Below are 13,928 nucleotides of genomic sequence, written 5' to 3'. Positions count from 1 at the left end.
GCCGATGGCACAGGAAATCGAGCTGAAGCTCGCCGTTCCCGATGCGGCGCTGGCGCAGGTCGCTGCCTGGCTCGACGCCAATGGCGAGGCCAAGGGCGAGCTCACGCTGCTCAACGTCTACCTCGACACGCCCGAACGCGACCTGGCCCGCGCGCGCGCCGCGCTGCGCCTGCGCCGCAAGGGCGCCCAGTGGCTGCAGACGCTGAAGACCGCTGGGCAAAGCCAGGCCGGCCTGGCCAGCCGGCACGAGTGGGAAACCGAAGTCGCCGGCGAGGCCATCGAGCTGCAGAAACTGCCGGACGAGGCGCGCGCCTTGCTCGCGCCGCTGGCAGCCCGCCTTGCCCCGGTCTTTCGCACCGACTTTGCCCGTCGCACCTGGATCCTGGAACAGGACGGCGCGCGCATCGAGGCCGCGCTCGACAGCGGTGCCATCACCGCGCCGGCCACCCACGCGCAGGAGCGCATCCAGGAACTGGAACTGGAATGGCTGTCGGGCGATGAAAGCCGGGCGGCCGACGCGCTCCACGCGCTTGGCGCGCGCCTGCAGGCCATCGCCGCGCTGACGCCGTCCGATCTCAGCAAGGCCGCGCGCGGCTACCGGCTGGCCGGTGTCGCAGACGCCTGATACCTTCCCCCCCCGCGATCCTGCCTCCGTCCGACCGCATGCAAGCCGACCTTTTCGCCTCCGAGACCGACACCGAGACCGACACCGCAACACCTCGCGCCGCAGCCGCGGGGCTGCAAGCCCAGGCCGAGGCCCTGCCCGCCGCCTGGCGCGCGTTGCTGGAGCCCTGCCTGACGGCACCGGCCTGGCAGGAGCTGGCCGCCTTCGTCGACGGCGAGCGTTCAGCCGGCAAGCCGGTCTATCCGCACGAGGTCTTCCATGCGCTGCACCTGACGCCGCCCGACGCGGTCAAGGTCGTCATCCTCGGCCAGGACCCGTACCACGGCACTGGCCTGGTCGGCGGCGTAGAGCTGCCGCAGGCGCATGGCCTCGCCTTCTCGGTACCGGACGGCGTCAAGGTGCCGCCGAGCCTGCGCAACATCTTCAAGGAAATCGCCGCCGAATACGGCGACAGCCCGGCGCCGCGCGCGTCCGGCAACCTGGAAGGCTGGGCGCGCCAGGGCGTGCTGCTGCTGAACACCGTGCTGACGGTGGAACAGGGCCAGGCCGCCAGCCATGCGCGGCGCGGCTGGGAAGCGGTGACCGACTGCCTGATCCACGCGCTGGCCGTGAGCCACCCGAACCTCGTATTCCTGCTGTGGGGCAGCCATGCACAGGCCAAGAAGCCGCTGCTCACGGACAGCCACTGCGTGCTGGAAGCCCCGCACCCGTCGCCGCTCTCGGCGCACCGCGGCTTCCTGGGCTGCGGGCATTTCCGCGAAGCCAACCAGTGGCTGGAGGCGCACGGACGCACGCCGATCGACTGGCTGGCGGCCTGAGCGGCTTTACCGGACTTTCCGGCCGGACTCCGCTTCGCCCCTAAACCGTCGGCCGCAGGTCGAAATCCTCGAACCTGCCCTGACCCGGTTCCACGTCCACGTGCGTGACGCGCGAGGCCGGCGGGCCGGACTGCATCCAGTCGCGCAGTGCCTCCAGTTGCAGCACCGTGCCGGCGGCCATGACTTCGACGGTGCCGTCGGACCGGTTGCGCACCCAGCCTTTTAGCCCGAGCGAAATGGCCGCCTGCGCGCAGCCAGCGCGGTAGCCCACGCCCTGCACGCGCCCATGCGCCGTCATGTGCCAGGTTTCCATGGCATGCTCCTCCTTGACCGTGCCGGCCGCCCCGCTACATCGGCACGTCATCCACAAGACGTAAACTAGACGGCTGCCCCAGGCGTTACCAGAGAATGCGCGCCACGAGGCGTGATGTCGCCGGCACCCAAGCCGTCAGCCAGGTCCCACCGACGGGCCGCCCCTTCCGCCGCCGGTCATCGCCATGCCGGCTGCGCCAGCCCACCAAGCGCCATGATGCAGCAACCCACCAACGACAACCCGGCCACGCCAGCGCCCGGCTATGACAGCCAGCTGCTGACCGCCCCGCCCAACCGCTTCGACTTCGCGCTGCTGCCGATCCTGCTCGCGATCCTCGTCATGGTGGCGTTCGCGGCACAGCAGATGAACGTGCCATTCGTGCCCGGCGAGCCGATGACGGTGCATCTGGACATCGCCTACCTGCCCTACTACCTGATGCGCACCAGCATCCGCATGCTGGCGGCGCTGGCGGCGTCACTGGTGTTCTCGCTGGCGTTCGCGGCGCTGGCGTCCAAGAACCGCACGGCCGAAAAGGTGCTGGTGCCGGCGCTGGACATCCTGCAATCGATCCCGGTGCTGGGCTTCCTCTCGATCACCGTGACCGGCTTCATCGCGCTGTTCCCGGGCAACCTGATCGGCGTGGAATGCGCGGCGATCTTCGCCATCTTTACCTCGCAGGCCTGGAACATGGCCTTCAGCCTGTACCAGTCGTTCCGCACCATCCCGGGCGACCTGCTCGAGGCGGCAGCCATGTTCCGGCTGTCGCCGTGGCAGCGCTTCTGGCGGCTGGAAGTGCCGTTCGCCATGCCGGGGCTGCTGTGGAACATGATGATGTCGATGTCCGGCGGCTGGTTCTTCGTGGTCGCCTCGGAAGCCATCTCGGTGTCTGGCCAAGACATCCGGCTGCCGGGCATCGGCTCTTATATCGCGCTGGCCATCCAGCAGCAGGACCTGGCGGCGATCGGATGGGCCATCGTCTCCATGCTGGTCGGCATCCTGCTGTATGACCAGCTGCTGTTCCGCCCGCTGGTGGCGTGGGCCGACCGCTTCCGCTTCGAGACGCTGGCCCAGGACAAGGAGCCCGAGTCGTGGCTGCTCAACCTGCTGCGCCGCTCGGAGTGGGTGCGGGCCTTGCTGGCGCGCACGGCGGCGCTGGCCGAGCGCACGCTGGCGTGGGGCGCGCGGCGCCAGGGCCGCGCCTCGGCCGAACCCGATCCGCGCCGCGTGCAATGGCGCGAGCGCGCCGCCAACGCGGTCATCCTGCTGGTGGCGCTGGCCGCGCTGGGCCGCGTGATGTACTTCGTGCACAGCGAAGTCGGCTGGGCCGAAGTCGGCCATGTGCTGTGGCTGGGCATGCTGACCATGGTGCGCGTGATCGTGCTGATCGCGCTGGCGGCGGTGATCTGGGTGCCGATCGGCATCCGCATCGGCCTGAACCCGTCGGTGGCGCGCATTGCGCAGCCGGTGGCGCAGTTCCTGGCGGCCTTCCCCGCCAACCTGATGTTCCCGCTGGTGGTCATGCTGATCGTGCGCTTCGGCCTGAACCCGGAAATCTGGCTCAGCCCGCTGCTGATCTTCGGCACGCAGTGGTACATCCTGTTCAATGTGGTGGCCGGCGCGTCGGGCATCCCGACCGAACTCAGGCTGGCCGCGCGCAATTTCGGCCTGCGCGGCTGGCTGCTGTGGAAGCGCTTCCTGATCCCCGCGGTGTTCCCGAGCCTGCTGACCGGGCTGGTGACGGCCGCGGGGGGCTCGTGGAACGCCAGCATCGTGGCGGAATACGTCACCTGGGGCGACCGCACGCTGGTCGCCACGGGGCTGGGCAGCTATATCGCCGAAACCACCGCGCGCGGCGACTTCCCGCGCATCGCGCTGGGCATCGGCGTGATGGCGCTGTTCGTGGTCGGCTTCAACCGGCTGCTGTGGAACCGCCTGTATCAACTCGCGCAGGAGCGCACCCGCTTGTAAGGCAACGATGGCAGAAAACCTGAACCCCGCCGTCACGGCGCCCGTGATCGAACTGCGCGGCGTCTCCAAGATGTTCCGCACGGCCAGCCAGAGCGACCGCTCCGTGCTCGAAGGCGTCGACCTGACGCTGCGCGAAGGCGAAATCGTCGCCATGCTGGGCAAGTCCGGCTCGGGCAAGTCGACCCTGTTGCGCATCATGGCCGGGCTGGTCGGCGCCGACCGCGGCGAAGTGCAGTTCCGCGGCAGCCGCCTGAATGGCACGGCCGAGGGCATCGCCATGGTGTTCCAGTCGTTCGCGCTGTTCCCGTGGCTCACGGTGCAGCAGAACGTGGAGCTGGGGCTGGAAGCCCAGGGCGTGCCCAAGGCCGAGCGCGCGCGCCGCGCGGAAGCGGCGATCGACATGATCGGGCTGTCGGGCTTCAACGGCGCGCTGCCGCGCGAGCTGTCCGGCGGCATGCGCCAGCGCGTGGGCATCGCGCGCGCGCTCGTGACGCAGCCCGACCTGCTGCTGATGGACGAAGCGTTTTCCGCGCTCGACGTGCTCACCGGCGAGACGCTGCGCGACGAAATGCTGGACCTGTGGGAAAGCGGCCGCGCCAATATCCGCAGCATCCTGATCGTTTCGCACAATATCGAGGAAGCGGTGATGATGGCCGACCGGATCGTCATCCTGTCGAGCGATCCGGGGCGCATCCGCGCCGAAGTCCGCGTGCCGTTCCCGCGCCCGCGCAACCGCGACGCCGCCCAGGTGCGCGCGCTGATCGACGAGGTCTACATGCTGATGACTTCGCCGGCAGCGCCCGAGCCGCGCGTGCCGGCACTGGCGCCATCGCGCCAGATCGGCTACCGGCTGCCGGACGTGGACATCAGCCAGATGGACGCCATCCTCGACCTGCTGTCGGAGCCGCCGTTCCACGGCCGGGCCGACCTGCCGCACCTGGCCGACGAGGCCGGCCTGACCGACGACGACCTGCTGCCCGCCTGCGAAGCCTTGCAGCTGTTGCAGCTCGCGCATATCGAGCGCGGCGACATCACCACCACCGAGACGGGCCGCGAGTACTATGCGGCCGAGCCGAACGAGCGCAAGGCCATGTTCGGCCGGCAGTTGCTCGCGCATGTCGCGCTGGCCACGCATATCCGGCGCGAACTGGAAGCGTCGGAGGACGGCGAAGTCGGCGAGGAGCAGGTGCTGCGCGAACTGGAAGCCTTCCTCAAGCCCGAGGAAGCGGAGCGCGTGCTGTCCGTGGCGATCGACTGGGGGCGTCACGGCGAGGTATATGAGTACAGCTATAACAGCGGGATGCTGACGTTGCCGAAGGAGGAGCAGGACCAAGGGGAAGCTGGCGTAGAACGCTAACCTGACAACCTTCTGAAGCGTGACTCCCCTCTCCCATGCATGGGAGAGGGGAGGAACCGACGTCGTCGTCGGTCCTATTCCCTGCCCGTACCTCAGTCCCGCATCCGCATCGCCCGACCAATCGCACCGGTGCGCAGCGCGATCTTGGCCGCGTCCTCGCGCAGCGCGCGCAGGCGGCGTTCCAGCACGGCATTGGCGGGACGGCCCGTGGAACTGGCGGTCGGGCCGGCTTCGTGGGCGGACTCCCCTGCCGCCGCCGCGTGCGCAAGCTCGTCGGCCCGGCGCCGGTCGGCCGAGTCCGCGAGCCGCGCGCGCCGGTCATCGGCATGTTCGGGCGGCGGGCCTTCGAGCGGCGGCCTGCCGGCGCTGGCCACCTGCTCGCCGGCGCGGATGAAGCCCGCGCCCCGGCTGCCCGAGCGGTCGTCCGCGGCCAGCCGTTCGATCGCCAGTTGCAGGCTGCGGCTGGCGGCATCGGTCGCCTGCTCGATCGCCGTTTCCGCCGCGGGGATGTCGAGATCGGTGTAGTGCTGCCGCACCTGGATGCGCGCGGCTGCCACGTGCGCCGCCACCAGGTAGTTCTGCACGATAAACCGGTTCAGGTTGTCCACCGCGCGGTGCCGGCTCCTGGGCTCGTCGAGCATGCGCTGGAACGAGCCGATCAGTGCCGACAGCGCATCCATGAACTGCTTGCGCTGCACGCGGTAGGCGAAGTCGTCCTTGGCCCGGCGCAGCAGCAGGTCGCGCGTGGCCGCGATATAGCGGCAGTTGGCCTGCAGCACGCCTTCCACCAGCTTCGGAATGGCGCGGTACTCCCAGCTCGGCAGCACGAAGCTGAAGAGCGAGGCGATGATGCCACCGATCACCGTATCCACCAGCCGCTCGCCCGCCGCGTTCTGGGTGTTCGGCATCAGCAGGTTGATCTGGATAAGCACCTGCACGCAGGCCGCGATCGCCGTATAGCGGTACTTGATGGTCACGAACGCCGCGCTTGCCACCAGCGCCAGGAACAGGAAACCGAGCAGGATCAGCGGTTCGTGGAATACCCTCAGGATGCCCACTGAGATGATGCAGCCGATCAGCGTGCCGATCACGCGGTCGTTGTAGCGCTGCTTGGTCATGCTGAAATTGGGCTTCAGGATGACGATGATGGTCAGCAGGATCCAGTAGCCGTGCGAGGCGTATGGCACGTGGTCCGCGACCCACAACCCGAGCGCGACCGCCATCGAGATCCGCAGCGCGAAGCGGAATGCGGGCGAGCGCCACTTGAGGTTGTCGCGCAGCACGCCGAGCTCGTACTTCTGGCGCGTGAGGAACGGCGTCATGTCGGCGCCCGGCAGCACCTTGGCCGGCTCCACGGGCGTGCGCGACGCCTCGTGCAGTTGCCCCACCAGCGTGATCGCGCCGCGGATCATGTCCAGCGTCTCGGCCAGCGCCGTCATCGCCGCCGGCGAGATGTGGTGGTGGCGCAGCTGCGCGATCCCGGCCTCCACGGCACGCAGGCCTTCCCGATAGTCCACGGCGGCATAGGACGGGCGACCGCGCGTGACTTCGTAGGCAATCTCCTCGACGTCCTTGCACATCAGCAGCACAAGCTTGCGCAGCTGGTCCAGCACCGGCGTGCCGCCGAAGGTCTGGCGCAGCAGCGGATAGTCGGTGTTGGTGGACAGGATGTACTCGTACAGGTCGAGCATGCGCAGGTGCACCTGCACCAGCAGCCCGTCATGCGGCGTACGGTTGCCGCGCAGCACCAGGTCGCGCGCGGCCTGCTGGCGCTCCGCGACGATGATCTGCTGGCGCACCAGCTGGTTGAACTGGGCGTCGTAGTCGCTGCCGGCGTCGTAGAAGCCGGCCTTGACCTCGAGATAGCGGGCCATCTCGTACAGCGACTCGGCCAGGATCTGCTGCTTGGTGCGGCGCTCGGTGACCCAGCTCACGAGCATGGCGTACGCGAGGTAGGCCACCGCCCCGATGAGGAACAGCCCCGTGTGCTCGAGCGCGCGGCGCACCACGAAGTCCTCGTTGATGGTCAGCGTCATCACGAACAGCGTGGAGAACTGCAGCGGCAGCGTCTTGTTGCCGTACACCGTCATCATGCCGGCCATGAAGGTGACCAGCACCAGCACGAATGGCATCACGCGCGGGAACGGCGTGGCCAGCGCCACCGCCAGCGTGACGGCGCTGGTCAGCAGCACGCTGGCCAGCATCTCGTTGAACTTGTGGCTCACCGGGCTCGGCAAGTCCATCAGGCTGGTGCACAGCGCGCCCATCGACACCACCATCGCGGTGGGCAGGTCGGCGAACTGCAGCGCGATCAGCGTGGCGCCGATCACCCCCGTGGCCGAGCGCAGGCCACGGTAGACATAGTGCGAATAGACGAAGGTGCGGGGATCGTGCGCGTATTGCATGGACGCGTGGCTGGGTCAGGCTGCGGAGATACTGCGGGGCACGCGGATTTCAGTGGCCCAGCCAGCGCGTGCGCGCTGTGTGGCGCCCGCTTTCCAGGCTCAGCTTGTGCTGCGCCGAGGGTTCGCGTGCGAGCGTCAGCGGCAGCACGTGCAGCTCGTCGCGCCGGAACACGTGCAGCGTGACGGGATCCCCGGCACGGTAGCGCGCCAGCAGCTTGTCGAACTGGCCAGGTGCCACGCGCAGGCCGTCGACCGCGGCCAGCAGGTCGCCCGCGGACACGCCGCCAGCCTGCGCCGCGCCGCAGTCGAGCACCTGGGTCACCCGCACCCAGCCATCGTCGGTCTTGGTCTTGATGCCCAGCGCCGCGGCGCGGGTCGCCTTTTGCGCCTCGGACTTGACGCCGAAACGCCTGAACAGCGGCGCCAGCGGCAGTTCGCGGGTACCTTCGGTCAGCGAGCGCAGCAACGCACCAAGGCGCAGGCCCGTGACCTCGTCGAACAGTGCATGGACCTCGGCCTCCGTGACGCCACGCCGGACCGCATCCGGCGCATAGAAGTCGCGCCCGTAGCGCTGCCACAGCGCGCGCATCACGTCGTCGAGCGAGCGCCGCCCGCCGGTCTTGTCGCGGATGGTCAGGTCGAGCGTCAGCGCCACCAGCGAGCCCTTGGTGTAGTAGCTGACGATGGCGTTGGGCGCGTTCTCGTCCTGGCGGTAGTACTTGGTCCAGGCATCGAACGAACTGTCCGCCACGCTCTGCTTGGTGCGGCCGTTGCCGCGCAGCACGCCGTTCCAGGTCTTGGCCAGCATCTCGACGTATTGGGTGTCGGTCACGCAGCCCGAGCGCACCAGCACGAGGTCGTCGTAGTAGCTGGTGAAGCCCTCGAACAGCCACAGCAGCGGCGTGTAGGATTCCTCCCGCAGCCGGTACGGCACGAACGCGGCGGGCTTGATGCGCTTGACGTTCCAGGTGTGGAAATACTCGTGGCTGCACAGGCCCAGGTAGGTGCGGTAGCCCTCGCTGGACTCGCTGTCGCCGCGCACCGGCAGGTCCGAGCGCGCGCACATCAGCGCGGTGCTGGCGCGGTGTTCCAGGCCGCCGTAGCCATCCGTGGTCACCATCGTCATGAAGACATAGCGGCGATTGCTGTCCAGGAATGGCGCGCGTGCGGTGCGCGGCTCGAACAGGCGGATCTGGGTTTCGCAGATGCGCTTGAGGTCGCGGCAGACACGCTCGATGTCAAGCTGCGGCACGCGGCCTGTGAACACCACGTCATGCTGGGCCCCGCATGCGCGGAAGGTGGCCAGCAGGAAGTCGCCCATTTCGACCGGGTGATCGACCAGCTCGTCATAGTCGGCGACCTGGTAGCGGCCGAAGCCATGGCGTTTGGCGCCCTCGCGGCCCGATGCCTCGCGCATCGCGGTGGCCACGCGCCAGTTGCGGTACGCGTCGCCGGCGGGCGCGTGGATATCCACGGTGCAGGGCTGGTCCTCCTGCCCGTCCACGCACAGGAACACCGAACTGCCGTTGAAGAAACCGTGGGTCGTGTCGAGATGCGCGGCGCGCACCGACAGGTCCCAGGCATAGACTTCATAGCTCAGCGTGAGCGCACCGGCCGATGCGTCGACCGGCGCAGCCTGCCAGCTGTGCTTGTCGAGCTTGGTCAGCGCCACCGGCTTGCCGCCCGCGTCGGCGCGGATGCGCACGATATGGCGGGCGAATTCGCGGATCATGTAGCTGCCCGGAATCCAGGCCGGCAGGAAGAAGCGCTGGCCGGCAGGATCGGGCGAGGTCACCGTGACGGTGACGGCGAAGAGATGCGCTTCGGGCTGAAGCGGGGCAATGGCATAGCGGATCGGCGTCATGGGCATGATTGTATCGTTCGTCATTCGGCGCGATCTGCCGAGGTTGGCCGAGGCTGGCCGAGGCCGTCGGGCGCGATCAGCTGCGGTTGACGTTGACCACGGTGCGCCCGCGCAGCTTGCCTTCCACGATGCTGCGGCCAGCCTCGATGGCCTCGCCCAGTCCGATCTCGCGCGTGATCGCGTTGAGGCGGTCCGGCTCCAGGTCCGTCGCCAGCCGCGCCCAGGCCTGCTCGCGCAAGGCCATCGCGGCCATCACGCTGTCGATACCGGCCAGCGTCACGCCGCGCAGGATGAACGGCGCCACGGACGCCGGGAAATCCATGCCCTGCGCGAGTCCGCATGCCGTGACCACGCCGCCGTAGCGCACCTGCGCGCAGGCGTTGACCAGCGTGTGCGAGCCGACCGCGTCGACCACCGCCGCCCAGCGTTCCTTCTGCAGTGGCTTGCCCGGCGCGGACAGCTCCGCGCGATCGATGACCTCCGCCGCACCGAGCGCCTTGAGGAAATCCGCTTCGTTGCTTTTGCCAGTGGAAGCCACCACGCGATAGCCGAGCTTGGCGAGGATCGCGATCGCCACCGTGCCCACGCCACCGGAGGCGCCCGTGACCAGTACCTCGCCATCGCCCGGACGCACCGGACCATTGACGCCGCCGCGCTCCAGCCCCAGCACAGACAGCATCGCCGTGTAGCCGGCCGTGCCGATCGCCATGGCCTGGCGCGTGGTGAAGGCATCGGGCAGGCGCACCAGCCAGTCGCCCTTCAGGCGCGCACGCTGTGCCAGGCAGCCCCAGTGCGTCTCGCCGACGCCATAGCCGTTCAGGATGACCTTGTCGCCGGCCTTCCAGCGCGGATGGGACGACTCCAGCACCGTGCCGGCGCCGTCGATGCCGGCCACCATCGGCCACTTGCGCACCACCGGAACGCGCCCGGTGATGGCCAGCCCGTCCTTGAAGTTGATGGTGGAATAGTCGACCGCGACCAGCACGTCGCCGTCGGCCGGAAGTTGGCCCTCGTCCAGCGTGGCGATGTTGGCCTGGGTGGCGCCATCCGCCTGGGTCAGCAGCAATGCCTGGAACGTCATGGAAGTCTCCTGTGCCGCCCTGCGGGCGGTCTGTCTGGAAGGGATGGTCCGGAATGCAAAGCGGCCGGACTGGGTCCGGCCGCCTGCTCGGGCCGGGACGCCGGCCGCGCCTTACTTCTTGATGCTCGCGAGCTTGCGTTCGAGCGTGCCGGCATCGGCCGCGCCCGGGATGCGCGTGCCGTCCATGAAGAACACGGCCGGCGTGCCCGTGATATTCATGCTCTGGCCGAGCGCGAGGTTGTCGTCGACCGGGGTCTTGCAGTTGCCGTTACCGGTCAGGGCCACCTTGTTCAGCATCCAGTCGCGCCAGGCCTTGGTGCGGTCGGCCGAGCACCAGACCTGCTTCGCCTTGGTCTCCGAATCCGGCGAGAGCACCGGATACAGGAAGGTGTAGACCGTGATGTTGTCCATCTGCTGGAAGGTCTGCTCGATGCGCTTGCAGTACCCGCAGTTAGGGTCCGAGAACACGGCGACCTGGCGGCTGCCGTCCCCCTTGGTCCACTTGATGGCGCGCGCCAGCGGCAGGTCGGACCACTTGATGCGGTTGATGTCCGCCAGGCGCTCTTCGGTCAGGTTGGTGCCGGTCTTGGTATCGATCAGCTCGCCATTGATCACATAGCGGCCGGTGGCGTCGGTGTAGACCACCTGCCCGCCGACGTTGACTTCGAAGAGCCCCGGCACCGGGCTCTTGGTCACGCTCTTCACTTCCGCGCGGCCGCCCAGCATCTTCTGCAGGGATTCCTTGATGCGGTCGGCGCCCGGTTCGCCGGCCGCCATGGCGTGCAGGGCAAAGCCTGCGGCCGCCAGGCCGCCTGCAATGGCGGTGGTCCAGGCGGGGTGGCGGCGCATGAGTTGGAACATATCGACTCCAGGTATTCAGTCAGGGTCCGGGCCCCGGCGTCAGCCGAGCGCCCGTTCAATCAGGAAGCGCTTGAGCAGCGACTGCCGGCCCACCATGCGGATGCCGGTATTGCGCACCACGCGCGCCATGCTGCCGGGCAGCGAGAACAGCCGGTGCAGGCCATCGGTCGCAGCGGTCAGCGACAGCAGGTCGGTGGCGCGGGCCCGTTCGTAGCGGCGCAGCAGGCGCAGGTCGCCCTCGCCGCGGAAAGGTTCTTTGGCGGCCATGACCTTGCCAAGTTCCGCAACATCGCGCAAACCGAGGTTCATGCCCTGCCCGGCCAGCGGATGCACCACGTGCGCGGCATCGCCCACCAGCGCCAGGTGCGGCTGCACGAACTGTTCCGCGCGCTGCAGCACCAGCGGGAAGCCCTGCGCAGGCGTGATGCAATGCAGCGCGCCGAACTGGCTGCCGACTGCGCCCGCGGCGGCCTGCATCACCGTGGCGGCGAGCGCCTCCGGCGACAGCGCCAGCAACTCGTGCGCGTGGGCCTCGTCGGCCGACCAGACCATCGACATGCGCGAACCGGGCAACGGCAGCATGGCCAGGATCTCGCCATTGGCCGCCTCTTCGTCCGCCATGAGCTTTTCCGGCGCGCCCAGGAACCATTGCCAGGCCGTGTCGTGATGCGGCCGTTCGCATTCAAAGTTCGCCACCACCCCAAGCTGGCGATAGCGGCGCGTGGTCACGCCGATATGGCACTGCTGGCGCACCCAGGAACGCGCGCCATCGGCGCCGACCACGCAGGCCGCGCGAATCTTCGCGCCGCCGGATAGCGTGAGCGTGGCGCCGTCGGCATCGCGCTCGAAGCCGGAGGCGGTGTCGTCATGCCACTGGACCTGGTGCTGAAAACCGAGTGCGGTGTCGAGGGCGCGCTCCACGAGCCCGGATTCGACGATCCACGCAAGCTGCGGCACCGCCGCCGCATAGGCCGAGAAATGCAGGTCGCCATCGAGGCTCGGGGACGTTTCGGCGGCGCTCACGTCGCCGGACACGCGCATGTCCCGCACCGGCTGGATGCGGGCGGGATCGAGCGCTTCCCAGACGCGCATGCGCGCCAGCAACGCCTGCGAACTCGCGGAAAACGCGTAGATGCGGCTGTCCCAGTCATCGGGACCGGCTGGCGGACGCCCGCGCGCCGGACGCGGCGCGACCAGGGCCACGCTCATGCCCTGCTGCGCCAGCAGCAAGGCGCAGGACTTGCCCACGATGCCGCCGCCGACGACGGCAATCTGGAAAGCGGAGGAATTACGCACGGACGCATGGGATCGGGTCATGGCTGGATTATAGCCACGTCACTCCCGGCCCCTTGGATCACAAGGCACGGCAGGGCAAGGCCCGGGGGGCCCATCCGCTAGAATATGGGTTTTGCAATTTCCCGCCTGTCACCATGAGCCTCCAATGCGGCATCGTCGGCCTGCCCAACGTCGGCAAGTCCACGCTGTTCAACGCCCTGACCAAGGCCGGCATCGCCGCCGAAAACTATCCGTTCTGCACCATCGAGCCCAATGTAGGCGTGGTGGAAGTGCCGGATCCGAGGCTTGCGAAGCTGGCCGAGATCGTCAAGCCCGAGCGCATCCTGCCCGCCGTGGTCGAATTCGTCGACATTGCCGGTCTCGTAGCGGGCGCCTCCAAGGGTGAAGGCCTGGGCAACCAGTTCCTTGCCAACATCCGCGAAACCGACGCCATCACGCACGTCGTACGCTGCTTTGAAGACGAGAACGTGATCCACGTGGCCGGCAAGGTCGATCCGCTGTCGGACATCGAGGTCATCAACACCGAGCTGGCGCTGGCCGACCTGGCCACTGTCGAGAAGGCCCTGGCGCGCTATGTGAAGCCCGCCCGCGCTGGCGACAAGGAAGCCCAGCGTCTGGTCGCGGTGCTGGAAAAGGCACAGGCCGTGCTCGACCAGGCCAAGGCCGTGCGCACGCTCGACCTGGCCCCGGAAGAGTGGGATGCCCTGCGCCCGTTCTGCCTGATCACCGCCAAGCCCACCATGTATGTGGCCAACGTGCGTGAGGACGGCTTCGAGAACAACCCGCACCTGGATGCCGTGCGTGAGTACGCCAAGACCACTGATTCGCCGGTCGTAGCCGTCTGCGCCGCCATCGAGGCCGAGATCGCCGACCTGGACGATGCCGACAAGGCCGAATTCCTGGCCGACCTGGGCATGGAAGAGCCTGGCCTGGACCGCGTGATCCGCGCCGGCTACAAGCTGCTGGGCCTGCAGACCTACTTCACCGCCGGTGTGAAGGAAGTCCGCGCCTGGACCATCCACGTGGGCGATACCGCCCCGAAGGCCGCCGGCGTGATCCACACCGACTTCGAACGCGGCTTCATTCGCGCGCAAACCATCGCCTATGAGGACTTCATCGCCTTCAAGGGTGAAACCGGAGCGAAGGAAGCGGGCAAGATGCGGGCGGAAGGGAAGGAATATGTGGTGAAGGATGGGGATGTGATGAACTTCTTGTTCAACGTCTGACGCCAAAGCCTGGATGTCTAATGACATCTCGAATCCAACCTGAAAGCCCGGCAATTGCCGGGCTTTTTTTGGGGTCTTCGCCGGATTGCGGGAATGGGGAATGGTTGGGTTTTT

The 13,928-nt window shown here is 68.2% G+C and carries 11 protein-coding genes; 5 read left to right on the top strand and 6 right to left on the bottom strand.

Annotated features, from left to right (window positions below):
* Positions 1-4 precede the first annotated feature (4 nt).
* Complete coding sequence (locus tag AC3FNH_RS28960) at positions 5-625, top strand: CYTH domain-containing protein (protein WP_276098678.1); 621 nt, start codon at positions 5-7, stop codon at positions 623-625.
* A 38-nt stretch (positions 626-663) separates the two neighbouring features.
* On the top strand, positions 664-1,443 hold the full coding sequence (locus AC3FNH_RS28955; RefSeq protein WP_488722520.1) for a uracil-DNA glycosylase: 780 nt from the start codon (positions 664-666) through the stop codon (positions 1,441-1,443).
* A gap of 40 nt (positions 1,444-1,483) precedes the next feature.
* Here AC3FNH_RS28955 and AC3FNH_RS28950 read toward each other — a convergent pair whose 3' ends face one another.
* The gene (locus tag AC3FNH_RS28950) at positions 1,484-1,756 is read right to left on the bottom strand and encodes an acylphosphatase (protein WP_276098680.1); all 273 of its coding nucleotides are present in this window, start codon (positions 1,754-1,756) and stop codon (positions 1,484-1,486) included.
* A gap of 213 nt (positions 1,757-1,969) precedes the next feature.
* On the opposite strand from AC3FNH_RS28950, the gene AC3FNH_RS28945 reads away from it, so the two are divergent.
* Both AC3FNH_RS28945 and AC3FNH_RS28940 read left to right on the top strand, forming a co-directional pair.
* A complete protein-coding gene (locus tag AC3FNH_RS28945; RefSeq protein WP_488722519.1) occupies positions 1,970-3,724 on the top strand; it encodes an ABC transporter permease in 1,755 nt (584 codons plus the stop codon).
* Positions 3,725-3,731: 7 nt separating this feature from the next.
* Positions 3,732-5,081: an ABC transporter ATP-binding protein gene (locus AC3FNH_RS28940; protein ID WP_276098681.1), complete on the top strand. Its 1,350-nt coding sequence runs from the start codon at positions 3,732-3,734 to the stop codon at positions 5,079-5,081.
* Positions 5,082-5,173: 92 nt separating this feature from the next.
* Here AC3FNH_RS28940 and AC3FNH_RS28935 read toward each other — a convergent pair whose 3' ends face one another.
* The 5 genes from AC3FNH_RS28935 to AC3FNH_RS28915 form a co-directional block, all read right to left on the bottom strand.
* Complete coding sequence (locus AC3FNH_RS28935; RefSeq protein ID WP_488722518.1) at positions 5,174-7,486, bottom strand: FUSC family protein; 2,313 nt, start codon at positions 7,484-7,486, stop codon at positions 5,174-5,176.
* A 49-nt stretch (positions 7,487-7,535) separates the two neighbouring features.
* Positions 7,536-9,350 carry a M61 family metallopeptidase gene (locus AC3FNH_RS28930; RefSeq protein WP_488722532.1) on the bottom strand — a complete coding sequence of 605 codons (1,815 nt, stop codon included), beginning with the start codon at positions 9,348-9,350 and terminating at the stop codon, positions 7,536-7,538.
* 76 nt (positions 9,351-9,426) lie between these two features.
* Entirely contained in the window at positions 9,427-10,431 is a 1,005-nt protein-coding gene (acuI, locus tag AC3FNH_RS28925; protein WP_276098683.1) for an acrylyl-CoA reductase (NADPH), read from the bottom strand.
* A gap of 111 nt (positions 10,432-10,542) precedes the next feature.
* Complete coding sequence (locus AC3FNH_RS28920; RefSeq protein ID WP_276098684.1) at positions 10,543-11,292, bottom strand: DsbC family protein; 750 nt, start codon at positions 11,290-11,292, stop codon at positions 10,543-10,545.
* Between the two features lie 39 nt (positions 11,293-11,331).
* Entirely contained in the window at positions 11,332-12,609 is a 1,278-nt protein-coding gene (locus AC3FNH_RS28915) for a UbiH/UbiF family hydroxylase (protein WP_276098685.1), read from the bottom strand.
* Between the two features lie 113 nt (positions 12,610-12,722).
* Here AC3FNH_RS28915 and ychF point away from each other — a divergent pair, with 113 nt between their 5' ends.
* A complete protein-coding gene (gene ychF / locus AC3FNH_RS28910; RefSeq protein ID WP_488722517.1) occupies positions 12,723-13,814 on the top strand; it encodes a redox-regulated ATPase YchF in 1,092 nt (363 codons plus the stop codon).
* Positions 13,815-13,928 lie beyond the last annotated feature (114 nt).

The sequence above is a fragment of the Cupriavidus sp. 22TCCZM01-5 genome (assembly GCF_057798915.1).
Note: the sequence above shows the minus strand (reverse complement) of the source record. Positions and strands in the feature narration are given on the sequence as shown.

Excerpts from the sequence above, each read along its gene's own strand:
- AC3FNH_RS28915 (WP_276098685.1), bottom strand. The coding sequence starts at position 12,609 with ATGACCCGATCCCATGCGTCCGTGCGTAATTCCTCCGCTTTCCAGATT.
- AC3FNH_RS28950 (WP_276098680.1), bottom strand. The coding sequence starts at position 1,756 with ATGGAAACCTGGCACATGACGGCGCATGGGCGCGTGCAGGGCGTGGGC.
- acuI (WP_276098683.1), bottom strand. The coding sequence starts at position 10,431 with ATGACGTTCCAGGCATTGCTGCTGACCCAGGCGGATGGCGCCACCCAG.
- AC3FNH_RS28930 (WP_488722532.1), bottom strand. The coding sequence starts at position 9,350 with ATGACGCCGATCCGCTATGCCATTGCCCCGCTTCAGCCCGAAGCGCAT.
- ychF (WP_488722517.1), top strand. The coding sequence starts at position 12,723 with ATGAGCCTCCAATGCGGCATCGTCGGCCTGCCCAACGTCGGCAAGTCC.
- AC3FNH_RS28935 (WP_488722518.1), bottom strand. The coding sequence starts at position 7,486 with ATGCAATACGCGCACGATCCCCGCACCTTCGTCTATTCGCACTATGTC.
- AC3FNH_RS28955 (WP_488722520.1), top strand. The coding sequence starts at position 664 with ATGCAAGCCGACCTTTTCGCCTCCGAGACCGACACCGAGACCGACACC.
- AC3FNH_RS28920 (WP_276098684.1), bottom strand. The coding sequence starts at position 11,292 with ATGTTCCAACTCATGCGCCGCCACCCCGCCTGGACCACCGCCATTGCA.
- AC3FNH_RS28940 (WP_276098681.1), top strand. The coding sequence starts at position 3,732 with ATGGCAGAAAACCTGAACCCCGCCGTCACGGCGCCCGTGATCGAACTG.
- AC3FNH_RS28945 (WP_488722519.1), top strand. The coding sequence starts at position 1,970 with ATGATGCAGCAACCCACCAACGACAACCCGGCCACGCCAGCGCCCGGC.
- AC3FNH_RS28960 (WP_276098678.1), top strand. The coding sequence starts at position 5 with ATGGCACAGGAAATCGAGCTGAAGCTCGCCGTTCCCGATGCGGCGCTG.